This is a genomic window from Sulfitobacter sp. R18_1 (assembly GCF_017743915.1).
GTDB lineage: Bacteria > Pseudomonadota > Alphaproteobacteria > Rhodobacterales > Rhodobacteraceae > Sulfitobacter > Sulfitobacter faviae.
This window is the reverse complement of sequence record NZ_JAGHRG010000001.1, coordinates 691,080-711,121: the sequence shown is the minus strand read 5'-3', so window position 1 is coordinate 711,121 and position 20,042 is coordinate 691,080. Positions and strand designations below refer to the sequence as shown.

Annotated in this window: 27 protein-coding genes and 5 tRNA genes; 18 read left to right on the top strand and 14 right to left on the bottom strand. The window is 50.5% G+C overall.

Annotated features, from left to right (window positions below; translation table 11 throughout):
• Positions 1–162: 162 nt before the first annotated feature.
• Positions 163–336 (bottom strand): DUF465 domain-containing protein, encoded by a 174-nt coding sequence (locus J7392_RS04415; protein WP_209216353.1) that lies wholly within the window; start codon positions 334–336, stop codon positions 163–165.
• Positions 337–476: 140 nt separating this feature from the next.
• Here J7392_RS04415 and J7392_RS04410 point away from each other — a divergent pair, with 140 nt between their 5' ends.
• From J7392_RS04410 to J7392_RS04375, 8 genes are all read left to right on the top strand, one after another.
• Positions 477–809 carry a hypothetical protein gene (locus J7392_RS04410; protein WP_209216352.1) on the top strand — a complete coding sequence of 111 codons (333 nt, stop codon included), beginning with the start codon at positions 477–479 and terminating at the stop codon, positions 807–809.
• A gap of 78 nt (positions 810–887) precedes the next feature.
• Complete coding sequence (locus tag J7392_RS04405) at positions 888–1,409, top strand: DUF262 domain-containing protein (protein ID WP_209216351.1); 522 nt, start codon at positions 888–890, stop codon at positions 1,407–1,409.
• 123 nt (positions 1,410–1,532) lie between these two features.
• The gene (locus J7392_RS04400) at positions 1,533–1,994 is read left to right on the top strand and encodes a hypothetical protein (protein WP_209216350.1); all 462 of its coding nucleotides are present in this window, start codon (positions 1,533–1,535) and stop codon (positions 1,992–1,994) included.
• A 77-nt stretch (positions 1,995–2,071) separates the two neighbouring features.
• Positions 2,072–2,533 carry a hypothetical protein gene (locus J7392_RS04395; protein WP_209216349.1) on the top strand — a complete coding sequence of 154 codons (462 nt, stop codon included), beginning with the start codon at positions 2,072–2,074 and terminating at the stop codon, positions 2,531–2,533.
• Between the two features lie 50 nt (positions 2,534–2,583).
• Positions 2,584–3,084, top strand: coding sequence for a hypothetical protein (locus J7392_RS04390; protein WP_209216348.1), 501 nt, complete (start codon positions 2,584–2,586; stop codon positions 3,082–3,084).
• A gap of 61 nt (positions 3,085–3,145) precedes the next feature.
• On the top strand, positions 3,146–3,706 hold the full coding sequence (locus J7392_RS04385) for a hypothetical protein (RefSeq protein ID WP_209216347.1): 561 nt from the start codon (positions 3,146–3,148) through the stop codon (positions 3,704–3,706).
• A 56-nt stretch (positions 3,707–3,762) separates the two neighbouring features.
• On the top strand, positions 3,763–4,239 hold the full coding sequence (locus tag J7392_RS04380; protein WP_209216346.1) for a hypothetical protein: 477 nt from the start codon (positions 3,763–3,765) through the stop codon (positions 4,237–4,239).
• Between the two features lie 80 nt (positions 4,240–4,319).
• Positions 4,320–4,697, top strand: coding sequence for a curlin repeat-containing protein (locus tag J7392_RS04375; RefSeq protein ID WP_209216345.1), 378 nt, complete (start codon positions 4,320–4,322; stop codon positions 4,695–4,697).
• A 12-nt stretch (positions 4,698–4,709) separates the two neighbouring features.
• Here J7392_RS04375 and J7392_RS04370 read toward each other — a convergent pair whose 3' ends face one another.
• Together J7392_RS04370 and J7392_RS04365 are read right to left on the bottom strand one after the other, a co-directional pair.
• Complete coding sequence (locus tag J7392_RS04370) at positions 4,710–5,636, bottom strand: nucleotidyl transferase AbiEii/AbiGii toxin family protein (protein ID WP_209216344.1); 927 nt, start codon at positions 5,634–5,636, stop codon at positions 4,710–4,712.
• The gene (locus tag J7392_RS04365) at positions 5,623–6,180 is read right to left on the bottom strand and encodes a hypothetical protein (RefSeq protein WP_209216343.1); all 558 of its coding nucleotides are present in this window, start codon (positions 6,178–6,180) and stop codon (positions 5,623–5,625) included. The genes J7392_RS04370 and J7392_RS04365 overlap by 14 nt, the downstream gene beginning before the upstream one ends.
• 362 nt (positions 6,181–6,542) lie before the next feature.
• On the opposite strand from J7392_RS04365, the gene J7392_RS04360 reads away from it, so the two are divergent.
• Complete coding sequence (locus J7392_RS04360) at positions 6,543–7,151, top strand: outer membrane lipoprotein carrier protein LolA (protein WP_209216342.1); 609 nt, start codon at positions 6,543–6,545, stop codon at positions 7,149–7,151.
• A 9-nt stretch (positions 7,152–7,160) separates the two neighbouring features.
• On the opposite strand, the gene J7392_RS04355 is transcribed toward J7392_RS04360, so the two are convergent.
• From J7392_RS04355 to J7392_RS04345, 3 genes are read right to left on the bottom strand one after another with little or no spacing between them, the layout of a single operon-like run.
• Positions 7,161–7,364 (bottom strand): hypothetical protein, encoded by a 204-nt coding sequence (locus tag J7392_RS04355; RefSeq protein WP_209216341.1) that lies wholly within the window; start codon positions 7,362–7,364, stop codon positions 7,161–7,163.
• A 1-nt stretch (position 7,365) separates the two neighbouring features.
• Positions 7,366–7,767 (bottom strand): hypothetical protein, encoded by a 402-nt coding sequence (locus J7392_RS04350; RefSeq protein ID WP_209216340.1) that lies wholly within the window; start codon positions 7,765–7,767, stop codon positions 7,366–7,368.
• A 60-nt stretch (positions 7,768–7,827) separates the two neighbouring features.
• A complete protein-coding gene (locus tag J7392_RS04345; RefSeq protein WP_209216339.1) occupies positions 7,828–8,172 on the bottom strand; it encodes a hypothetical protein in 345 nt (114 codons plus the stop codon).
• 172 nt (positions 8,173–8,344) lie between these two features.
• Here J7392_RS04345 and J7392_RS04340 point away from each other — a divergent pair, with 172 nt between their 5' ends.
• The 6 genes from J7392_RS04340 to J7392_RS04315 all read left to right on the top strand — a co-directional run bounded on the left by J7392_RS04340 (position 8,345) and on the right by J7392_RS04315 (position 13,858).
• Positions 8,345–8,833, top strand: coding sequence for a spore coat U domain-containing protein (locus J7392_RS04340; protein ID WP_209216338.1), 489 nt, complete (start codon positions 8,345–8,347; stop codon positions 8,831–8,833).
• 11 nt (positions 8,834–8,844) lie between these two features.
• Entirely contained in the window at positions 8,845–9,267 is a 423-nt protein-coding gene (locus tag J7392_RS04335; RefSeq protein ID WP_209216337.1) for a fimbria/pilus periplasmic chaperone, read from the top strand.
• 136 nt (positions 9,268–9,403) lie between these two features.
• Positions 9,404–11,674, top strand: coding sequence for a fimbria/pilus outer membrane usher protein (locus J7392_RS04330; RefSeq protein WP_209216336.1), 2,271 nt, complete (start codon positions 9,404–9,406; stop codon positions 11,672–11,674).
• Positions 11,665–12,612 carry a spore coat U domain-containing protein gene (locus J7392_RS04325; RefSeq protein WP_209216335.1) on the top strand — a complete coding sequence of 316 codons (948 nt, stop codon included), beginning with the start codon at positions 11,665–11,667 and terminating at the stop codon, positions 12,610–12,612. Before J7392_RS04330 ends, J7392_RS04325 begins: the two co-directional genes overlap by 10 nt.
• Positions 12,613–12,710: 98 nt before the next feature.
• The gene (locus tag J7392_RS04320; protein ID WP_209216334.1) at positions 12,711–13,409 is read left to right on the top strand and encodes a hypothetical protein; all 699 of its coding nucleotides are present in this window, start codon (positions 12,711–12,713) and stop codon (positions 13,407–13,409) included.
• A 92-nt stretch (positions 13,410–13,501) separates the two neighbouring features.
• Positions 13,502–13,858 (top strand): hypothetical protein, encoded by a 357-nt coding sequence (locus tag J7392_RS04315; protein ID WP_209216333.1) that lies wholly within the window; start codon positions 13,502–13,504, stop codon positions 13,856–13,858.
• Between the two features lie 58 nt (positions 13,859–13,916).
• On the opposite strand, the gene J7392_RS04310 is transcribed toward J7392_RS04315, so the two are convergent.
• The 3 genes from J7392_RS04310 to J7392_RS04300 form a co-directional block, all read right to left on the bottom strand.
• Positions 13,917–14,543, bottom strand: a complete 627-nt coding sequence (locus J7392_RS04310) for a hypothetical protein (protein WP_209216332.1) — start codon at positions 14,541–14,543, stop codon at positions 13,917–13,919.
• Between the two features lie 83 nt (positions 14,544–14,626).
• Positions 14,627–14,715: transfer RNA gene (locus J7392_RS04305), tRNA-Ser, on the bottom strand.
• Positions 14,716–14,722: 7 nt separating this feature from the next.
• Positions 14,723–14,797, bottom strand: a tRNA-Val gene (locus J7392_RS04300).
• A gap of 59 nt (positions 14,798–14,856) precedes the next feature.
• On the opposite strand from J7392_RS04300, the gene J7392_RS04295 reads away from it, so the two are divergent.
• Together J7392_RS04295 and J7392_RS04290 are read left to right on the top strand one after the other, a co-directional pair.
• The gene (locus J7392_RS04295) at positions 14,857–15,762 is read left to right on the top strand and encodes a hypothetical protein (RefSeq protein WP_209216331.1); all 906 of its coding nucleotides are present in this window, start codon (positions 14,857–14,859) and stop codon (positions 15,760–15,762) included.
• On the top strand, positions 15,747–16,016 hold the full coding sequence (locus J7392_RS04290; RefSeq protein ID WP_209216330.1) for a hypothetical protein: 270 nt from the start codon (positions 15,747–15,749) through the stop codon (positions 16,014–16,016). The genes J7392_RS04295 and J7392_RS04290 overlap by 16 nt, the downstream gene beginning before the upstream one ends.
• A gap of 104 nt (positions 16,017–16,120) precedes the next feature.
• Here J7392_RS04290 and J7392_RS04285 read toward each other — a convergent pair.
• Positions 16,121–16,196 (bottom strand) — tRNA-Gln (locus tag J7392_RS04285).
• A 152-nt stretch (positions 16,197–16,348) separates the two neighbouring features.
• On the opposite strand from J7392_RS04285, the gene J7392_RS24430 reads away from it, so the two are divergent.
• Complete coding sequence (locus tag J7392_RS24430) at positions 16,349–16,852, top strand: DUF5362 family protein (RefSeq protein WP_209216329.1); 504 nt, start codon at positions 16,349–16,351, stop codon at positions 16,850–16,852.
• Positions 16,853–16,904: 52 nt separating this feature from the next.
• Here the strand turns inward: J7392_RS24430 and J7392_RS04275 are convergent.
• The 4 genes from J7392_RS04275 to J7392_RS04260 all read right to left on the bottom strand — a co-directional run bounded on the left by J7392_RS04275 (position 16,905) and on the right by J7392_RS04260 (position 20,020).
• Positions 16,905–16,991, bottom strand: a tRNA-Leu gene (locus tag J7392_RS04275).
• Between the two features lie 30 nt (positions 16,992–17,021).
• A complete protein-coding gene (locus tag J7392_RS04270) occupies positions 17,022–19,136 on the bottom strand; it encodes a TerD family protein (protein ID WP_209216328.1) in 2,115 nt (704 codons plus the stop codon).
• Between the two features lie 383 nt (positions 19,137–19,519).
• Positions 19,520–19,596, bottom strand: a tRNA-Arg gene (locus tag J7392_RS04265).
• Position 19,597: 1 nt separating this feature from the next.
• On the bottom strand, positions 19,598–20,020 hold the full coding sequence (locus tag J7392_RS04260; protein WP_209216327.1) for an HNH endonuclease: 423 nt from the start codon (positions 20,018–20,020) through the stop codon (positions 19,598–19,600).
• Positions 20,021–20,042: the final 22 nt, after the last annotated feature.

Below are 20,042 nucleotides of genomic sequence, written 5' to 3'. Positions count from 1 at the left end.
GCAGGCCGCACATTTCGGCGCTGTCAGGTCAGCTACTGCTTGGAATGCGTCAATTAGTTCTTGGCTTGGTTTCATATATTACGTTTATCATGAAACCAAGTGGCCAGCAATATGAAGTGAGGCTCCCCAGCCCTCATAAAAAAGGGCTGGGGTCGTGCCTGCCTAGGCGTTCTCTGTCTCAAAATGGGTGATTTCTTCCTTCACCTTCATTTTTTCTTTCTTAAGAGCTGTGACTTTGTCTGTTTCCGGACTTGGGCGGCGCTCTTCCTCTTGGATTCTTGTGTCCAATTCACGGTGACGAGCTTGAAGCGCTTCAAGACGAGGATGTTCAGTCATAGTTAGTCTCCCAAGTTAGTCGGCCACCTTTTGGGGTAGCCACTTGAGTATGTGGTCTTTGTGAATCACAACTCAACCATAAATTTCAACTCGTGCTTAATACATGTCTTGTACTTACCTGAGATACAGGAGTATTCTTCATGACCAAAGCACTTGAGAACAACGCATTAGCGACCGCGCTCGCCAAATTTTTCCGGACACGTACGGACACACCACTGCGGTTTGCAAGAGTGCTGATCGGAGGCACGCTGGGGGTAGCACTGTTCGCAGTTGGCGCTCCAGCCATGATCTATTATGCCGCGTTAATGACGACATATCTGGACTGGACCGCGAACCTCTTTATCGCATGCTTTACCGCCACCCACATACTCGTGACCCAGAGACATCGGATCAAACACCTCGTCGAAAAAATGCGCGAACCTGCGCCGTCGACAACCAAGTCTCGCGTAGAGCCCAGCGTTACCGCAGACTAAGGTATCTGGCGCTGATTGCCTCTTGCTAATAGCTCCCCATTTGGTAGCTATTAGCAAGATAAAACTATGGGTATCCCTATGACCAGCGAACGTCTTATGCCTCCGTCTTTCAAGCTTGGACAGCACACCCAGTCTACGATGGGATACCTGGTCAATAATCAGGTGGATTCCTTTTTCAAGCCCCAAGAGGGTATGCGGAGTATCCTAGGATTTAATGTTCCTGATTTTCAAAGGGACCTAGTTTGGTCTGAAGAAAAACAATTGAGTTTCCTTGAAAGCGCGTGGCGCGGCATTCCTCTCGGGACATTTTCAATCAATGTTCTTCCAGAAGACTACGATCACCCATTTGATGGCCTCATTCTGGATGGTCAGCAACGCCTACATACAATTGAGCGATATCTGAACGATGAGCTCCCCGCCAACGGTTATCTATGGTCAGATCTAACGCCAGCCGACAAGAGGCACTTCAAAAACGGAATTCACTTCCCGCATTACGAAGTCCACAGCAAAGATGAGATGTTTCTCCGCGAGTATTATGATCTCATGAACTTTGGTGGTGTTGATCACAAGCCCGAAGAGCGGGCGCTTCCTTCTCCGTAACTCTTCTTACGAAGTCGAACCACAGCTAAAGACAGTTAACACTTCCTGGCTGGATTGTTTCCAATCAAGAATTCTTAAACCATTCTTGTTTATTTCATCCCTTGCACACAATCAGAGCAATTGATGATGAAATTTTTGAAAGCCCTTATATTGGTCCCATTTCTAGGCGCATGCGCAACAATGGATACGCTCCCCATGGGGCGGTTTGCCGACATGCCAAATGACGTGGCCAACAAGGTTACCGGTGCAATCTACCCGGGCTCCCAACAAGCTAAATCGGTTGAGGAGCAGTCAGTAGGCAGCCACACCGCCTATACAGTTCTCTCGGAAACTCCCACGTATGTTTCCTTGCGCGCAGCTCGCAGTGGACTAATGAACACTGGTTTCACGCTCACATCATTCGCACCATTGATCGGGGTGATCACGGCCGTTCGAGGATCGGAGCGCGGTGTAGTGAATATCGAAAGCGAGGATGGACGAGGCAGCAATATTACCTTCTTGGTCACCGGCTCCAAAAATGATGAAGCCGCCGCCCAGGCGATCCGAGAAATCCAACATTACACTACAGAGTTTCTTATCAAATAATTGAGGTCACTATGCTTAGAAAAATATTGATAGCTTCACCTCTCCTACTTGGCCTCGCAGCTTGCGGTGGAACTGGCGTGGTCGATCCGCTTACTGATCGTCAGGTCGATTATGCTGCAATGAACCGAGCCGCACACGCTGTGGATAGGCAAGCGGCCAAGCAGAGCATGCTGGAAGCTGAGGCGCAAAAGGCGACATATAAGATCGTCGAAGGGTTCTGGACGTTTGATTACACAGGCTCTCAGAGCGCGATGATCATGCATGAAGGTCTTGCCCATGCCGGTTTCGATGTCGTTGATGTAAAGACCCACGGCCCGACCCGCTACATGATGGCGAAGCACCCGTTGACGGAAATCTACGGCAACATACGAGTAGGCCTAACCTACCGTGTTCGTCCGGCGACAATCGACGTGAAGCTCAGCATGAGGGGCCCAGCCGACTTCAGCCCTGATCTTGCTGACAGGCTTGCATCTGAAATCCGCGAAGGCATCGTCGCTCAGATTGAAGGCCTAAGCGTTCCGGTAAGATCACTGCACTAACTTGAAACCACTCAGGAGGACACATCCTGACAATATAAAGGACACACACAATGAAAAAGATTATTATCGCCTCTACAATTCTGCTTTCGCTGGCCGCTTGTAGCCAAGAAATGACTTATGGAGAGTATCAGGATCATCTAAAAAAGATTGCTCACGATTACGAAGGAGCACCGGTCAGATGGGTTAGGCCAGCTGCGCCAACCCCCGCCCGTAGCAGCTATCAGTATGTAGATGCCCCTGGAGGAGCTAATCACGGCTTTGGGCAGCCTATCTACGATGAGCCCCCAGCATACCGGGCACCCCAGCCACGTCAGCAGACCTCAAGCTATGCCGCTCCGGCCCAGAGAGCACCATCCAGTGGTGGTAGGCCCATCTACGAAGACAATTCCATCTCCATTACGGACGGTTCAGATCTCGATCATTTCTGGGGAAAAAAGCAAGTCAGCGCGCCTGCCCCGACACCACAAGAACCTGATCCCGTTGTTGCAACGCCAGGACCGGAGTACTTCGCCCCAAGCTTCGGAGGGGTCAATGATCCCTATGGCGGCTAACACATAAACGCTCAAGTAACCGGTGGTGCCCTAGATAGAACCTATTGAAAAGGGCACCACCATGCGTAAAAGACTACTCATTGCATCATCATTGATACTCGCGGTATCGGCTTGCGGACTTCAAAGATCAGACAAGATCTCGTTTGAGGAATTCGAGCATATTACCGATAGCTTATCTCAAGAAACCGATTCAGTAGAAGTGACCTATAATCACAAACCTAAAAAGCTTTCGGCATCCACATATCTCATGGCTGAGGGCGATTGGCACTTCGAGTATGCAGGCGATACAGGGCACAAAGTGGTAGCCGAAGGCATTGAACTCGCGGGCCTGATTATCACTGATAAAAAGGATGACGGCGCCAAAGGGGAAGTCTCAGCCAAGGCGGCCGTCGAACACCTATACGGTGGGCCGGTACACTTTGATCTCACCTATGAGATTCTACCAGATGCCTTGTCAGTAGGCCTTCGCATACGCGCAAACGGTGACCTCAGTAAGAAGATGGCCGGTCGGCTTGCGAATAAGATCCACCGCAGTATCGAAACAAAAATAAACCAAGAGAAGATGGATAATAGGGTGAATAAATCTGCATTTTTCAAGCTTCCTTGGCAAGGTAAACGTTAATTTAATCTTACTATGTTATTGTCGACGTGTTAACTTTTTAGAATTCGGAGATATTCATGAAAAAACTTATTATCGCTTTCTGTGCTGTCGGCGCACTGTCTGCTTGCTCAAGCGTTCCTAGCTTCTTTGGGCAAAAGGAAGAGACCGCACCAGTAGTGGAGAAGGCCCCTGAGAAGGCACCAGAAGAAACCAACAAGGTTTCCGCAGTGACGCCCGAACAGACAATGGCATGGGTCCAAGCAAGCGCATCCGCGAATGACGTCTACTGGGGTCTCAAGCATGGCATGAAAGACGCCGGATTTAAGGTAGATGAAGAAGACGAGGGCAAGTCCCTGATCGGCACGACCACCCTCACAGATCGCTATGGTGAGGCGCAGTTTGCTGCACGTACAGCCGCAGATGGGGCCAACGTGAAAGTCGTCATGGCTGTGACTAAAACCACAGACGAGAACGCAAAGCTGCTGATGGAGAAAGTTCGCAAAGGCTTGGACGAGTATCTGACAGTCAAGAAAAAGTACAAGCTTCCGAAGTAAGTCTCCGCTTCGTGTAAGCACTAAGCCAGGCCATCGTTCGGCCTGGCTTTTTTACCCTTACAGCGCACAGAAGACCCGTCATGACAGCTATCTCAAGACCTAGAATCCGCTTTCTAACAGTGATCTCGTCATGCGTTTTGAGCTTTCTTTCTGCTCAACTGGCCAGTGCCAACCCACTACTCAAAGAAAACATCCTCGAGATCACTGACACAGGTGATCTAAATCAGATCCTGTCACAGCAATCTCCGCTCGTCGCCGGACACAGCATCGATGTCGATCTCTTAGGGCAAGACAACCTTGCGGATTTGACGCAGTGGGGCACGTCAAACCTCATACAAGGATCCGTGGCGGGCATCGAAAATCAGGCGATAGTACATCAAGCTGGCTCCACCAACCGTGCGATCTTTCGGCAGCAGGGGCAAAATAACTTCATTTCGATAACTCAGGGCCATCGCTGATAGCCGAAGATTTCAGATAGTGAATGGATCGTCATTTATATCGACGTGATCAGGATCCAGTCCCCGGCGGACCTCTTCCAAAAGATCTCCAACCGTTTTTCTCATGTACTCCCGGAACTCCGGATTATTCAGACGGGACCGCACAAGGGCAGGGGGAAGGAACCTCTGCATCTCCTGATTGAAGTTATTACCCTCAACGATATCAGGCAGACGCTCGATCATGTCAGCCAGCTTAGCGTCATACTCATCAACCCGGTATTCTGTTACTTTTGCCGACACCATCGAGATGGCAGGTTTCTTGCGACGCTGAGCCAGGAAAGTGAGATCCCAGATGTCACGGTTCCTCACATGGCTTTGTACAGCAGGCAACGCCACCAACTTGTCTGCCATGATCTCTTCCATGGTTTCCACACCGATCAAGAGGTCATCAAATCCACTTGCTGCTTCTACCCAGTTATTTTTGATCGGACGCACTTCCCGGGTGTGGGGGGTGACGTTGGCCACCTCGATCTTGATCTTCTGCTTTGGTACATCTCTGCGATCAGGGGCAGTCTGGATCGCAACCTGCCAAGCATCGACCTGGACGCCATCTCTAGAAGGCTCTTCGCGAACCTGCTTTGGCGCCTTTACTGTGACCTCTAAACCGTACCTGCTGGCAACGTTCTTCTCGAGCATATCCCTGAGATGAGACATGTGAGCGTTCGCGAAATCAGGTCCGCCTGCGAAATCCAGATCTTCACTATAACGCTGAGAGCCGTAGCACAGCCTCAGGGAGGTTCCGCCCTGGAAGACAAGGTGCTTTAGCGCTCCACTTTTATGAAGCGTGTTCAAGATCTCGTAGTGTAAGAGCTCTTTCTCGACGACAGGACGGATACCAACAAGATCATCTCGTGTGATGGCGTGATCTACAAGCTGTCTGAAATCGTCATGGTTTCGCATGGGTCACCTCTTCTAGTTCATCTAGGGACACCAGATGCAGGTTTCTATTCACTCTCTTAAGGTCTTCATAAGCCATCTCGACTGGCGCCGTTCTGAACGGCCTTTCTTTACTCCAAATGGTTCTCTCAACGATCTCGGCCGCTGACCTTGCAGTGTGAGTAAACTCGATAGTTCCGTAGGATGTTGTGAATAGACCTTCGCGACCGGTGGTCATCATCGTGATGTAGCCCTGCGTAATCTGAGAGATAACACCATGACTGGAGAGCACGGACTCGAGACTGAGATAGTTATACTCTCCTCGACGGATGGTATTCGCGATACGCTCTAGGAGGTCGGTATTCAGCGATGTGGCATAGGTAAACACGAAGACCCCATTCGCTGCCCTCTCTAGGGCCCCTCCTTCGATCAGCCTTCTACAGGTATCGTTCAGGGTCCGCTGATTATCTTCAGGAAATAGCATCCGGAGATCGGCCAGCGAATAGACGTGCTTGCCTAGCTCCTTGTCCATCTTACTGAGGCGGGCAATTGACGTCTTAAAGTCCATAACAGATCAGCTCTACAGTTTATACATACCTATATGTACAAACTGTAGAGCTGTGCAACCCTTGGGTCAATGAAATAAGGTCTACAGTTTTTACATATAAAGATGTCATTGCTGTAGACCGTCCAAATTTGGCTCGGCTTAGAGAAATTCAGTCAGCTTTACGATTGCAGATATAGAATTCAACATATAACATCACACAAGCATAAAACGGATTCCATCATGCATAAAAACGAACAGCCTGTATCCAATAGCCTCACTGAGGATCAGCTAGACAGCATTCAGAACGGCCATGACTTCGAACTTTTCGACCGATCTCATCGGACGCTTCAGAAAAACCAATAAGAAACAAAGGACATATACGTATGCGCAAAATTCTATTCTCGATATTGGCATTCAGCTTCGCCAGCACGGCTTCTATCGCGGCATCCTCAGAGCAGAAGCTACCCTTGAGCGACATCTCTGGCTACCTGAATGAACTGCGGACTGCTAAAGGGGACTTCACCCAGATCAACGATGACGGCTCCATCAGCTCAGGCACGATTTACATCAAGCGCCCTGGGAAAGTTCGCTTCGAATACAATGAACCGGACACCGGCCTAGTAGTAGCAGGCGCGAACACGGTTATGATCTATGACACGAAATCCAATCAACCGGCTCAGACCTTTCCTCTATCGCGCACACCTCTCTCGGTGATCCTTGCAGATCACGTAGATCTGGGCCGCGCCAAGATGGTAACTGATCATAGCTATAACGGCACCGCCACGACTGTGACAGCACAGGATCCTGAGCAACCCGAATATGGTAACATCCAGATGAAATTCACCGGTGAGCCTGTAGAGCTACGCCAATGGGTTATTAATAACGGAAATGGGGGCTCGACGACAGTCGTTCTTGGAGCCTTAAAGGTAGATGTGGATCTGCCGAACCACCTGTTTGATACCGCAGTAAGGCATACAGGTGGTTCGCGTTAACTGACCGATCTAATTCTCGGTTCCGTCTGAGAAGGCCCCATCGCGCAATCCTAAAACTCGCATTGCTTGCTCAACCTCACGCTCTTTTTGCGCAAAACCTTGCTCCATGCCGTTAGTCATCGCTGCCTGGATAACCTCGGACATTTCTTGAGACCCCTTAGCCTTTAGAGCCATATCGGTATAGACCTGCAACCTGATCGAGTTCGGCGTCATCCTACATATCCTTCAGATAGAAAACAGCGCCTCGAGAGAACACCTTGCCATCTTCCATGAGGTCGAAGGTCTCGTGATCTACAGGAACGGTAAACTGCCACGTCGGGTCATCGTTTTCCCCTTCATCAAAGCTTGCCTTGATGATCTTGGCTTTCTTGGTAAGCTTTTCGAAATACGGGCAGCGATCATCATCACAGGCGTTCTGCAAAAGCTCACCATCAAAGAACATGACCTCGAAGCCACACTCATCCCTGATGGCGCCGTATAGCGATACAATATCATCACTTTCACCCGTTACGGCAACGATACCGGCTTCCTTCAACTGGTTAGTGATTTCTCTCTTGAATTCATCACGGCGGTATTCGCCACCATTCAAGAGAGCCGCTGCTTCTTTGAGTTCCATTTCAGTTATCCTTTGCAAAAAATATTATAGAAATCATACCTGTTTTCGGTGCAAACAAGGTTAAAGAGGAGAGGTTCCGACCACACCCGCCAGACGGTCTAGGCGTTCTAGGCGTTCCTGAGATGAATTCTCCATCTCTTTTTGCTCAAACCACTCGTCGGTGCTCAAGACCTCACACGCATACTTATCCTCAAGGTATTCCTTCACAGGGAAGGACTGCAAGAGGATGCCATCCACATCCAGATCGACAGGATGTCGGGTATGCCCTTGATCGTAAGATTCCTGGGCAGCGGCTCCCAGCGCCTCAAGGAAGGCTTCCGAGGAAGACACCGTAGCAGCCACTGTATACTGATAGGTGTTGCCAGGCCCAAATGTTGAATATTCGATGACGATACGCTCTGACACAGTGCTATCCTTGGCTTGAGTTGCGTTACCTTAACTTGATAAGTTATAAATATCCATATATAAATTGCAAATTCCAATTTTTAAACTTACCAAAGTCTTTGTCTTGCCTTAATCATGTTTGTATAAAGTGGCACCACGCAAGAATAGTCTTGCCTACAAACAAGGTAAATATATGAAAAACAATACTCTAAGAATTGGGGCAGCTGCCCTCGTCACTGCATTTCTGGCATCCACCGCCCATGCTGAATTCCGGACGACAAACCTTGGCGTTTCGGCCACGGTTGAAGATAACTGCACAGTTTCTGCCACCTCCGTCGCTTTCGGCCAGCTGAGTGCAAGCGGTTCTGGTGATGAGACCACTGCTGGTAACATTGAAGTCATCTGTACCGCAGAGAAGCCGAATGTCACAGTTACCCTAGATGGCGGACAAAGCGCTGACGGCAGTCTTCGTCAAATGGTCTCCTCGGGTGGAGAAACGGTTCCCTATATGCTGCACTCCGATGCCGCTCATAACGAGACAGTGGGTATCGACGGCTCGATCTATACCGGCCCGATCCGCACAGCTCAGCCTCAGAACATCGCTGTCTACGGTCAGGTGCCCGAGGGTAACTACACCGCTGGTTCCTATGCAGACACCGTCCTTGTGACGCTGACGTACTAAGAGGAGCACAGATGACCCGTAAAACGTTCGCCGCAATCGCTCTGATCAGCGCTCTGATGCCTTCGCTGTCTTCGGCTGCTTCAATTTCTGTTGCGCCAACCAAACTCGAACCCACCGGTCAGCATACCACCCTGACGATCAAGGCTGAGGGTGCAAAGAGCAGTGTCGTGCAAGTCCGAGTGATGGCATGGGATGAAAACAAGCCTGCCAACGTCCTGAAGCCCACACGCGACGTCGTGGTGTCTCCACCGATGTCCAAGTTGAAGCCACGCCAGGAACTTACTGTTCGCGCCGTTCGAGTTTCGAAGAAGCCACTGCGCAAGCGTGAATGTTACCGGGTCTTGGTGGATCGCATTCCGACTGATCCTCCTAAGGGATCCCAAAAGTTGGCTTTGCGCCTGCGTCACTCGATCCCATTGTGCTTTAATCCGTAGGCTTAGAAGGGGGCGTTGAGAGGCGCCCCGTCACCCCATGCATCTCCCCCTTCATCATATTTTTGGTATTGGCTTGGCCTGCACCGGCGCTGTGCTCCCTGCGAGCGGCGCTTGGGCGGACGATGATGATATGGCTATGCCAGATCGCTTCCCAGTATTCTTGCAGGTCTTCATCAACGGCCGTGACACTGAGGTGATCCGAGAGTTTGAACAAGACATGGAGACCGGCGAAATTTTCGGTGCCCGAAGCGAACTGCAAAAGGCAGGAATCAAGCTGTCGATGTTGGGGCCCACGTCGATCAACCTCGAAAACCTTGATGATATCCGCGTCGAACACGATGAATTCGCCCAATCGATCACTTTCTATGCGCCGCACTCTGCGTTGCATCCTACGGTCCTGTCTGCCCGCAAAGAAGAACCGCTGGAAGAGCCCGATACCGGCTACGGAGCCGTCCTAAATTATGATCTGAGCGCGAAACGCCACACACGCAATGGCGAGACCATTGATGCCTACACAGCAGGCCTTGATGGATGGGTATTTACTCCAGCAGGCTCTCTGAGAAGCTCAGGCACCTTTGATATCGATGCTGATGGCAACGCCGAGTTCATGCGTTTGGAAACTAGAATTGAACACGATGACATGAAGCGCGGCGTCTCTTATCTCGCTGGAGACATCAAGAGCTCTGCACCGGCATGGGGACGATCTGTTCGCATGGGTGGGATCCAAGTCAAACGTAACTTCGGGCTTCGCTCTGATCTGATTGATGGGCCTCAGCTGTCATTTGATGGGACCGCCCATCTGGCAAGCACGGTTGAAGTCTATATCGATAATAATCGCGTCTACAGCGGGGAGGTTCATGAGGGGCCATTCCGTGTGGAAGATGTACCGACAACTGCCTCTTCAGGCGAGGCTACCATTGTTTTGCGAGAGGAGGGCGGCGATACGAACGTTCGTGAGGTTCCCTTCTTTGCTGGCCACAACCTTATGAAAAAGGGGAAGCTGGAATATTCCATCGAGACTGGTGTCGCTCGCCACATGTTTGGCACCACTTCTAGCCACTATGGAAGCAGCCTGTCGACATCAGCATCCCTTCGCTATGGCTGGAGCGACCGGATCACTCTGCACGGGCATTTTGAAAGCGCATCTGACCTGATCAACGTCAGCGGAGGGATCTCATCCACTATTGGTAAGTGGGCTGAATTTACGCTGGCTTCTGGCTATAGCGAACACAAAGAAGAGACTGGCCGCCTTCTTTATGCAGCCGTGGATGCTCGCTTTAAGGGGATCGACTTCGAGGCCAGCTCTTTGCGCTCTGACAATGGCTATGCGGATCTCGCGATGATCAATGGCATGCAGGCACTGGGCGGCATGCCCGCCACCGATCAGATGGCTTTCCCCAGTCAACAAGACGTCTTTAGTGTAGGTATCCCGCTCCCAAAATCAGAACGACGTCTAAACATGAGCTTCGTGAACTCAAAGCGAGGATCGCGGAAGGATCAGATTGCCTCTGCCGGAATTGGCTTCGACATCTTTGATGAACGTGCCTCTATTAATGTCAGCGGAAGCTATGAGTTCGTCAGAGATACTGCCCGGGTAGGCGCTCTGTTTCAAATGCAACTTGGAGCAAACCACCACATCAGATCTAATGTGTCTACCGGCCATAGCGGAACTTCCTCCGAGGTTTCCCTTTCCAAGGCTCTAGAGCCTGGAACCGATGGCGTCGGCTATGAGGCCCATATTACCAAGCGAAAGTCTGCCCTTGAACTCGTCGGTAGTGCTCAGTTCAAGCACCGCTATGGGAAGCTATCTGGAAGCATTCGCCATGAGGATGAGCAATCTTCCATGGAAGCACGTGCCCAGGGCGCCATTGTATTCGCTGGTGGTAAGTTCGCTCTTGCCCCGCAGATTGATGATGCCTTTGCTATTGTGGATGCTGGCGAACCTAACATTCCAGTCGAACTTCAGCACGTCGAGATCGCTCACACGGGCTGGACGGGTAGGGCGGTCGTCACCGGCCTAAACTCATATCGTGAGAACCAAGTCTCTATCGATCCCAGCAGCCTGCCTGAAACCTATGCTCTGGGTGTGACGGCTGCCACTGTCATCCCAGCGCGCGGAGCAGGCGTTCTGGTTGATATGCGGACTTCAGGTACTTCTGCCTCCACAGGTGAAGCACTGGGTGTCATCCACCTTAAGGATGGTACCCCCGCCCCGATTGGATCCGAGATCAGCGTTAATGGCTTGGAGCCGGTAACGGTTGGTTATGACGGCATGGCCTGGATGACGGGTCTTGCAGCTAACAACACCTTTTCCCTGGTCGGCACCGAGTTTGAATGCTCCGGCAGATTTTCTTTTTCACCAACAGATGACATCCAACAACAGATTGATCACATCACATGCGACTGACTTCATATTTTCTGGCCATAATCTTTACCCTCGGCCTTGGTTCGATCTCTGGCGATGCCCAAGCCAAGCCAAAAGAACATTGCAAGGCCCGGGCTTCTGCAATCAATTTCGGAGATGTGGCGATCCGGGACGGGGTCAGCAACCGTACATCTACAAACATTGAGATCGAATGCCGTCGGATTGAAACTCCCACGCTAGGCGTATGCATTCACTTGGGATCCGGGCACGGCAACGAACGTGGTGGCGGCACTCGTTACCTTAAGAGGAATGCCAGCAATCGGATCACATATGTGATCCGAGATGGAGGCCACGGAGGCGGCTACCCTTTGTGGGAGAATGGGATCTTCAAGCGCCTACCGGTTTACAACGGAAAAGTTGATGCTTCCATTACAGCATATGCCGAGATCCTAGCCACGGCGGGCGCACACCGCACAGGAACCTATAAGGCTCCTTATCCAACCGGTCACTCTTACGTGGACATCGGAGTCGAAAGCTGCGGCATGCCGACTGACAGTACCGCAAAAATCTCAGGGCTTTCCGCATCAGCGCATCTGACATCCAGCTGTGAGGTTGATGGGGCCTCCCTAGGCTTCGGCCGCGTTCCAGGCACCATCAACGATCCCATTGATGCTTCCACGGATATTGTGGTGAGATGCACCCATGATACTCCATTCAATGTAAGGCTTGGACCTGGAACTAGCCCCGGTGTGAGTAATCCTGAATTTCGCGCCATGTCAAACGGCAGCAATCTACTCAGATATGGTCTCTATATGGATCACAGCAGAACTCAGCCCTGGGGTGATGAGGCGTTCAACTCCTTTCAAGCCGTGGGAGCAGGTTCTTCCCAGCGTCTTGAAGTCCATGGTCGAATCCATTCGGGTCAGGAAGCTATTTCTGGGACATATCGAGATAGCGTCCTCATAACCGTTGAATACTGAACACAGAAAGAAAATATTCGGCTCATTTAGACTACTGCCTCCTTGCTCTCCCACCTTAACGAATGCTCTCATCGGCGCATTATGGGAGACATTACGTTATGAGCAAAACAACAAGCGCCTTTCTTGGGCTATTTGAACTAATCGCTTTAGTGGTCGGCTTCGCTATTCTAATCGAAATAGACCACACTACTGCTGGTGTAGTTGGCCTCGTTCTCTGTGTTGTGGCAACCTTCACTATGTTGACTGGCATAGGCCTTCCTCGTTTTAAACACAGAGGGAAAGCCTTCATGGCATTTCTGATAACCGGGTCATTTACGTTGGTGGCAGGCGGCTTAATGAACCAAGAAACAGAAAGTCAGCTCGCTGTTCTGAGGGATACCGATCAGGTTGCCTATCTTGAGCTGCTGAAGTCTCATGACGATACACGTTGGCTTACAGAGCTTTCGAAACTGGATCCGGAAGAATATGCAGCGGTCACCGCAGCGCGCAGAGAAGAAGGCTATGCCAAGGCCCAAAAGGAGCGCCAGCAAGCCTGCACCTCAGGCAAGGAAGGGTACGCCTATGTCATGATGCAAGGATACGTTAAAGAGCGCCTGAAAGCCCCTTCCACAGCGGATTTCCCCACACGGCAAGGGCAGGGCACCAAGCACCTAGGAGATTGCCTATACCAAGTTGTAGGCACCTTTGATGCACAAAATGGCTTCGGTGCAATGATAAGAGGACGCTTCGAAGGGAAGATAAGATACTTCCCAGACGAAGAAGCATGGCAAGCAATCTCTCTTGATGTGAACGGATGAGGTAAACCACAATTAATTATATCTATTCATGTTATTGCAATGGATAAAGCAGTTCGGTATGGTTTCTAAATACTTAATACCGGATTACTAAGATGAAACCGCGCAAAGATGACCCTATGGAGAAGATGCTACGCGATGGCCTAATCGCAGGCGATTTTGCATTCACGGAAGATGGTAAACCTGGAAGCGAAGTCAACAAGGCGTTGGACTTCCATCTCAGCGAAGAGGGCGTGCATATCGAGGTGAAGCAATTTCACTCTGATCGCATCTCAAAACAAATGGCAAGATCGGACAACATCATCGCTGCGCAAGGTGCGGTAGCAGTAAAGTTTCTCGCAGATCTCTTGGCCAATGCACGGATCGCAGAAGAGCGCGATACCGCTCTTAGGGAAGTGGCACGCCTCAAAGAGTTGCTAAGAGAGCCCGAAAGGCACGAACAAGACATCTAAAACGCAAAAAGGCCCCTGTGTTTTGCACAGGGGCCTTTTGTATTTATCACATGTCGACTTAGTCGTCCTTGTCCAATTCCACGGCGTCGTTCAACTCTCCGAGCAATCTCTCAATGAACTGAACATGCTCGACCATGTTTTCAGCATAGGCTGCCGCAGCAGCACTGAAGTCTGGGCTCTCTCCGCAGGCATACCCTAGCATTACGGCCGCAACAGCGTGAGATTTCCCTGTATTATAGGCGCTAGTACCGTAGTTTTCATCCAGTCTCAGGGCACCTTGAGGATGGGTACTTGGATCAGGGAAAATAGATCTCCTCAACCTTTCGATGGCTGCTACCCCATTCTCATCCAGATCCAATGCTTCCTGGGGAACCTTCCTTTCCAAGGCGTATTGGGCATACATATTTCTGGCACCCATCAGGAAGATGTTTTTGAATGCCTTCTGCGATAGACCAGAATTCTTTATTTCCTCCAGAAGGTCATCCCTGACCATTCTATCGACACAGAGATCACAAACACCGTCGTCGTAATCAAGCTCTTCTGGAGCATCCTTGAGCCACACCAGCCTGCGCATATCGTAGCGCGTTGAGCCGTACCCACCCGCCATGTGGTCATCGTAGTGATAGACGAAACCGGAGTCAGGTGTATTGCACAGCTTGCAAGATGTATCTTCAGTAGTAGTCATATATCGTAACCCCTTATTCTTAACTCGCACCTTACCACGTGGCTGATTAATTGTGATTAAATTATATGGGGTTTGACTGATAATGGCGGAAGGAGAAGGATTCGAACCCTCGGACCCCTAAAGGATCGCCGCCTTTCGAAGACGGAGCATTAGACCACTCTGCCATCCTTCCGTTTTATTGGTCACGCGACGTGGGATTGAACCACGGACCCCCTGGATGTCGACCAGGTGCTCTACCGCTGAGCTACCGCGCGAAAGTATTTGAAAATAGCGATCCAGTTCGACATGTCACATGTACCGACTGGAATTAAGAATGATGACTGACCCTCACCAGCTTGAAATCTTCGCCTTCTACGTTCATGAATTCCTTGTTGATCACTGGGTCGACCATTGGATCGAACATCGTAAAATCACCGGCGAAGAGGTGCCTGACATCCCCTCAACCCATCTGTGCCGCGAGTCTTCCGCCTTCACTCTCTTCCTTCTAGAGATCCTTGGACAGTCGGGCTGGAGCCTTGAGTTTGGTCAACTTCCCTTCGACGAGGACGATGACATCCCGCTAGACATCACAGATGTGGATGGCGATGGTATAAGAGATGAAGACATCATAAGTGCTCCTCATGTCTGGCTGAACCACGACAAGACTGGCTACAACATAGATGTTACGGCCAACCAATTCGGAAGGCTTCTCACTCCTACTGGCGAGGGACCACTCATAAGCCATGACAGTGAACGGATTTACACTCTATCCGACGAGCCCCAAGATTGGTCAAATGACCCAGAAATCGTTCTAGCCGCTGAAAAATGGATGCTATCTCCAAAGATAGAGGAACTTCTGGAGGATGTGAGGGAAGCGCTTGGGGTTAGTCCGGAAATTAAACGTGAGCCATCCTCAGTCGCACCTCCGAGGGTAAGAGACGCCCTCAGAAGGGTGCAGGAGGAAGCCCTTTCTGCATGCCGTCCAACATCTCCTGAAGAAGCCTTTGAGATGATCGGTCTGCACGAAAGGATTACTAAGGCTTACGATCTCACCCCTAGATACCGTGCCAGAGACGAAGCGCTGTCGACCCTCGATGCGGTGTCTGGCTACATCAGCACAAATTGGAAGCCTGCAACCGAAGATGAACGCCAGCTAAAGGAAGAGATCCTACTTGAAGTACGAAGCCTCGTGTTTCCTGTAGTTGGTAATAAAGATAACTCATCATGTGTGACGCCCTGAACAAAGCTCATTTAAAGGCAAGCCCTACGGTCTCAGAGGTGGTTTCTAGGTACATCAGGCAAACCAAACTCATCTTGCCAGAAATCACCTACGGTCGCATCTTCGCCGATAAGATAACCGAACTGTCCGGTGACAGCGTGGAGCTTGACGAAATCGAGGATACCCTGGTTGAACTGAAGAAGGTGGGCGTAATCTCAGGCAGAAGGATGCTATCTCTTCTTGTTCGGCACCGCCGGGAAATCGGAAGCTTATGAAATCGTGCCGACCGGTTCACGCGGGGTCGGCGGCCGCTTCATGAGAACTTGAGCTTGCAAGCTCAAACAAGCCAACAACGTCAAGATCACAGTATTCGGAATTATGGCTGGGGTGGAAGGATTCGAACCTCCGGTACACTGTACCAAAAACAGTTGCCTTACCAGCTTGGCTACACCCCAACGGTGAGTACACAATAACCTGAATGCATTTCATTCAGGTTAACGCATACAAAATAGCAAATTTTCATGACAACTGCAAATAGGGCATGGACAACTCCAAATTGCAATGATTAAATGTATTCAACACTTTTAGCAAAGAGAGACTTTCATCCGTGCAAAAAATTACAGTAAAAGGCAAAATCACCTACGTCGGAGAAGCCGTCAGCGACACAAAGCGTAAGGGCAACAATCCCCATAGGATGTGGAAATACAGCACCGTTGTATTCAAAGAAGAAGGGACCGGAAAAGAGATCACCGTTCTCAACGTGCAAGCTGACAGTCAAATGTCGCGCCACCTCCATCCTGGCTGGGAAGGCACCTTTGCCTTTATCAAGAATAGCACGGGCGCAAATCTTTTAGGGTTCAAGAATGGCGATGTGCAAACAATTCAGAATGAAGTTCGGATGAAAAAGTTTCAAACCCGCTACCCACTCGCACTGATCATTATTGGAGCCTTGCTCTCACTGACCATTGTTGGCGCATTCATCGGGATCCCAATGATCGGCTTTGCGATCTATATTTACATCTATTCCAGCAAACTGTTCAAGGCCACCCATGAAATGCTCATGGATAACGACTTTGATTTAAGTTCAGAAAACTCTGCCAAAATCATCTAAAGATGAAAAGGGCGCCTTGAGATATAGGCGCCCTTTTCATCACAATTGTAATTGGTGCCCAAGGCCGGACTCGAACCGGCACGTCACTAAAGGACAGGGAAGTTTAAGTTCCCCACGTCTACCATTTCATCACTTGGGCATACAGGACACCGTAGCGCCCTGAGTATTCTTATGCTGCGGCAAGATCCCTCAAGATCTCATCCTGACGTTCTTTCACTGCATCGGCCGTGAGAGCCATGTCAGACGCATTCTCTGTGAACTGGATAATATCCGCGAAGGTCGCGCGATACTTATGGAAGTTCACGAAGTAATCCATGACATCAGCAAGATCAGCTGCGCCGCTGGACACGTTTTCGCCCTGACCCCACTTACCGTGCAGATCGACATAGATCATCTCCCCTGTTTCCAGGTCAAAGATAGCCGGGTTGGTCCGCCGTGTTTGGCTGTTCAAGTTCAACTTGGTCTCGACAGTGGAGACTTCGAAGTGACGCCCTGTCTGACCATCCCGCAGCATCGCACCGACGCTACAATCGAACGTGTCGAAAGTCAGCCCGGAGAAGACGTTTGCAGTCATCAGAACATAACGGATACCAGCTTTGCGAGCAGGGCCCACAGAGATGTCGATGTACTCCGCAGCGCCTTGCGATCCATCAAGGATGTCTCCCGAATGTGCAGCGTAGTCAGCGCTTCTGAGGTTGTAGTAGGTACACTCAGAAACACGCTTCAAATTTGCATCATAAAACGACGCAGAGATATCTACATCGCAGCGGTGATGCCAATGAAGGAAGAAGCGAACCACGTCCTCATCTTTGAAGCTCAACTTCACCCGATCACCCTTGGATGTCCGAACATTAGAAGAAGACGCACCCCGATTAGAGGTCGGAATGAAAATGTTCGCAAGCTCATCATTGTTGGAACCGCTTACGACACCAGAGAGTCGCTCACCAAGATGTTCCCGCAGGAGCTTCGCGATATACCCCATATCAATAGGGGCAGCCTCGGACGTCATGACCCCACCAGAAGGAAGAGCATGATAGCGCTTCTTGGTAAAGTTAGTCCGCTCCAGATGCACGAGCAGCTGAACAAGCTTCAACGGGTCCACAGACGCAAAGGAGCGCGTAGCAGCCTCTGCAAGCATGTTTCGGGCAGCATCATCACCAGAAGCCTCCACAAGGCGTCCCAGGGCCGTCATACGGCGCATAAACACACCAGGACGGTTCTCGGCCAAAGCAATCTTCTGAGTGAGATCAGCGGACGCGTATTTGGCCTCCCAAGAGCGCAGCTTGCCAGAACGAAGATCATTCAGCGCAGCAACTGCCTGCGGGAACCGCTTTTCAAAGCCACGAACGCGAACATGCGAAGCAAATCGCTTCCAAGGCTCTTCATGACGCATGAGGTCAGTCTGATAATCGGTTGTGCCACGCTCTAGAATGGCCTCCAAGATTGCCAGCAGACCCTTCGCCTGCGACTTCTTGAGATTGAACTTAGGCGCCGACTTCAGAGAGAGATCGGCATCAACCTGATAAGAAGCTGCCCAACGAGTAGTACCATGTACCACGCGAGGCCCAGACAGATGAGCCGCCAGACGCATCACATCGGTCACCGAGTTGCAGGCTTTTGCGTAAGTCTCCCGATCAACCATATCATAGATCATCGGCAGCTTCTCACGGAACTTGACCCCAGAAAGGCTAGCCGCATCGAAACCGTCTTGGGCAACAGCAAACTTGACAAATGACTGCTCATCCTCGCTGAACGGAGTCAGGTTTTCCATCATCGCGCACAGTTTATCATTCATGAACGCATCATCTGCGAGGCGCAGGAAACGGAACGTGCGCTCGCTTACCTCAAGAGGAACCGAAAACTCATCGTCCATCTTCTCGGAGGCCCCAAAAAGGGAGTCCTGGAAACCTGTGACCGGATGAGCGCCATAGAGGGCAGGGTCGTGCTGAACTTCGATCCCTACAAGGTGCAGGAAAAAGTACGCCAGACGTTGATCAATCGGGATTTCCTTGTGGTTCGGGAAAGCCCGATACAGAGGAGACGTATGCTTCGCAAATCCGGAAACCGCATCTTCAAAGCCGCAGCCTAGGCGATGAAAGAGCATACCACGCTGGCCTGGGGTTAGCTTTGCAATACGACGCATGACGGAAGCATCAAAAGCATAACCAGCTTCGCTCGCCAACGCGATGAGATCGAGAACGGACGCTTCGGACTCGCGCTCTGGAATATCATTCTCAATGCGAACAGCTCCAAACAGGGAGATGATGATAGCGTCGATATTCATGTTCTTTCCAATCTAATTGTTCTGTCCAGAGCATGTGCCCATGAGATGAGAAGAGCCCGGCTCATTTTGTTTTTTGCTCTACCGCTGAGCTACGCCTGAAATTAATCAGACGGCAGGAGTCGAACCTGCGACCTAAAAATTGCATAGAAGTATGAGCTAAGGATGTGTCTCATCACAAAGGCACATGCTCTGGACAGAACGGACGGGCGCATGACGTTATATTTGCCATAAAAAATTTTAGAAGTATGTCAATGCATGTGGTCCGCTCAGTACAGAGCATGTCATGTATATACCATCATAAAAGAACAATGGTCAAGCATATAAATCAATTCTATTAAAGATAATCTGGAAGACACCTAAGAATTCTTCCAGATTATCTGTATTGGCACCCACCGAGGGATTCGAACCCCCGACCTCCTCGTTCGTAGCGAGGCGCTCTATCCAACTGAGCTAGGCGGGTATTAGGTTGAGGGCAAACCCTCAAAGACCCCACTGTACAAAATGCCAGCACGGGTCAAAATCTTTCGGGCCCCGTCATCCCAGAATAGAGGTCCGGGAATTCGGCTGCCATTGGGAGAAATCTCATTTCCCCATTTGTCATATGTTTTCGATGGATCAAAACCATCTGGCAGGGCATGGGCCTTAATACCGCACGCATCTCTGATTTCTTCCACAGTGGCGGTCGTCTTTTCCGCTTCAAGGTGACAATCAGAACAAAGAGAGGAACCATTCTCGAGGAAATAGCCACCATTCGCAAAGAGCTTGCGATCCAAAATATGATGAGCGTCCACAGCAGGTTCACGGCAGAGAACACACTTGTGCCCATCGCGTGCAAACACTTCTTTTTTGAAATCCTCCCGAGACAGGAGCTTGAAATCCTTCATGGCTACTCTCCTGGCGCCGGTT

Excerpts from the sequence above, each read along its gene's own strand:
- J7392_RS04415 (WP_209216353.1), bottom strand. The coding sequence starts at position 336 with ATGACTGAACATCCTCGTCTTGAAGCGCTTCAAGCTCGTCACCGTGAA.
- J7392_RS04410 (WP_209216352.1), top strand. The coding sequence starts at position 477 with ATGACCAAAGCACTTGAGAACAACGCATTAGCGACCGCGCTCGCCAAA.
- J7392_RS04405 (WP_209216351.1), top strand. The coding sequence starts at position 888 with ATGACCAGCGAACGTCTTATGCCTCCGTCTTTCAAGCTTGGACAGCAC.
- J7392_RS04400 (WP_209216350.1), top strand. The coding sequence starts at position 1,533 with ATGATGAAATTTTTGAAAGCCCTTATATTGGTCCCATTTCTAGGCGCA.
- J7392_RS04390 (WP_209216348.1), top strand. The coding sequence starts at position 2,584 with ATGAAAAAGATTATTATCGCCTCTACAATTCTGCTTTCGCTGGCCGCT.
- J7392_RS04385 (WP_209216347.1), top strand. The coding sequence starts at position 3,146 with ATGCGTAAAAGACTACTCATTGCATCATCATTGATACTCGCGGTATCG.
- J7392_RS04380 (WP_209216346.1), top strand. The coding sequence starts at position 3,763 with ATGAAAAAACTTATTATCGCTTTCTGTGCTGTCGGCGCACTGTCTGCT.
- J7392_RS04375 (WP_209216345.1), top strand. The coding sequence starts at position 4,320 with ATGACAGCTATCTCAAGACCTAGAATCCGCTTTCTAACAGTGATCTCG.
- J7392_RS04370 (WP_209216344.1), bottom strand. The coding sequence starts at position 5,636 with ATGCGAAACCATGACGATTTCAGACAGCTTGTAGATCACGCCATCACA.
- J7392_RS04365 (WP_209216343.1), bottom strand. The coding sequence starts at position 6,180 with ATGGACTTTAAGACGTCAATTGCCCGCCTCAGTAAGATGGACAAGGAG.
- J7392_RS04360 (WP_209216342.1), top strand. The coding sequence starts at position 6,543 with ATGCGCAAAATTCTATTCTCGATATTGGCATTCAGCTTCGCCAGCACG.
- J7392_RS04355 (WP_209216341.1), bottom strand. The coding sequence starts at position 7,364 with ATGACGCCGAACTCGATCAGGTTGCAGGTCTATACCGATATGGCTCTA.
- J7392_RS04350 (WP_209216340.1), bottom strand. The coding sequence starts at position 7,767 with ATGGAACTCAAAGAAGCAGCGGCTCTCTTGAATGGTGGCGAATACCGC.
- J7392_RS04340 (WP_209216338.1), top strand. The coding sequence starts at position 8,345 with ATGAAAAACAATACTCTAAGAATTGGGGCAGCTGCCCTCGTCACTGCA.
- J7392_RS04335 (WP_209216337.1), top strand. The coding sequence starts at position 8,845 with ATGACCCGTAAAACGTTCGCCGCAATCGCTCTGATCAGCGCTCTGATG.
- J7392_RS04330 (WP_209216336.1), top strand. The coding sequence starts at position 9,404 with ATGCCAGATCGCTTCCCAGTATTCTTGCAGGTCTTCATCAACGGCCGT.
- J7392_RS04325 (WP_209216335.1), top strand. The coding sequence starts at position 11,665 with ATGCGACTGACTTCATATTTTCTGGCCATAATCTTTACCCTCGGCCTT.
- J7392_RS04320 (WP_209216334.1), top strand. The coding sequence starts at position 12,711 with ATGAGCAAAACAACAAGCGCCTTTCTTGGGCTATTTGAACTAATCGCT.
- J7392_RS04315 (WP_209216333.1), top strand. The coding sequence starts at position 13,502 with ATGAAACCGCGCAAAGATGACCCTATGGAGAAGATGCTACGCGATGGC.
- J7392_RS04310 (WP_209216332.1), bottom strand. The coding sequence starts at position 14,543 with ATGACTACTACTGAAGATACATCTTGCAAGCTGTGCAATACACCTGAC.
- J7392_RS04295 (WP_209216331.1), top strand. The coding sequence starts at position 14,857 with ATGATGACTGACCCTCACCAGCTTGAAATCTTCGCCTTCTACGTTCAT.
- J7392_RS04290 (WP_209216330.1), top strand. The coding sequence starts at position 15,747 with ATGTGTGACGCCCTGAACAAAGCTCATTTAAAGGCAAGCCCTACGGTC.
- J7392_RS04270 (WP_209216328.1), bottom strand. The coding sequence starts at position 19,136 with ATGAATATCGACGCTATCATCATCTCCCTGTTTGGAGCTGTTCGCATT.
- J7392_RS04260 (WP_209216327.1), bottom strand. The coding sequence starts at position 20,020 with ATGAAGGATTTCAAGCTCCTGTCTCGGGAGGATTTCAAAAAAGAAGTG.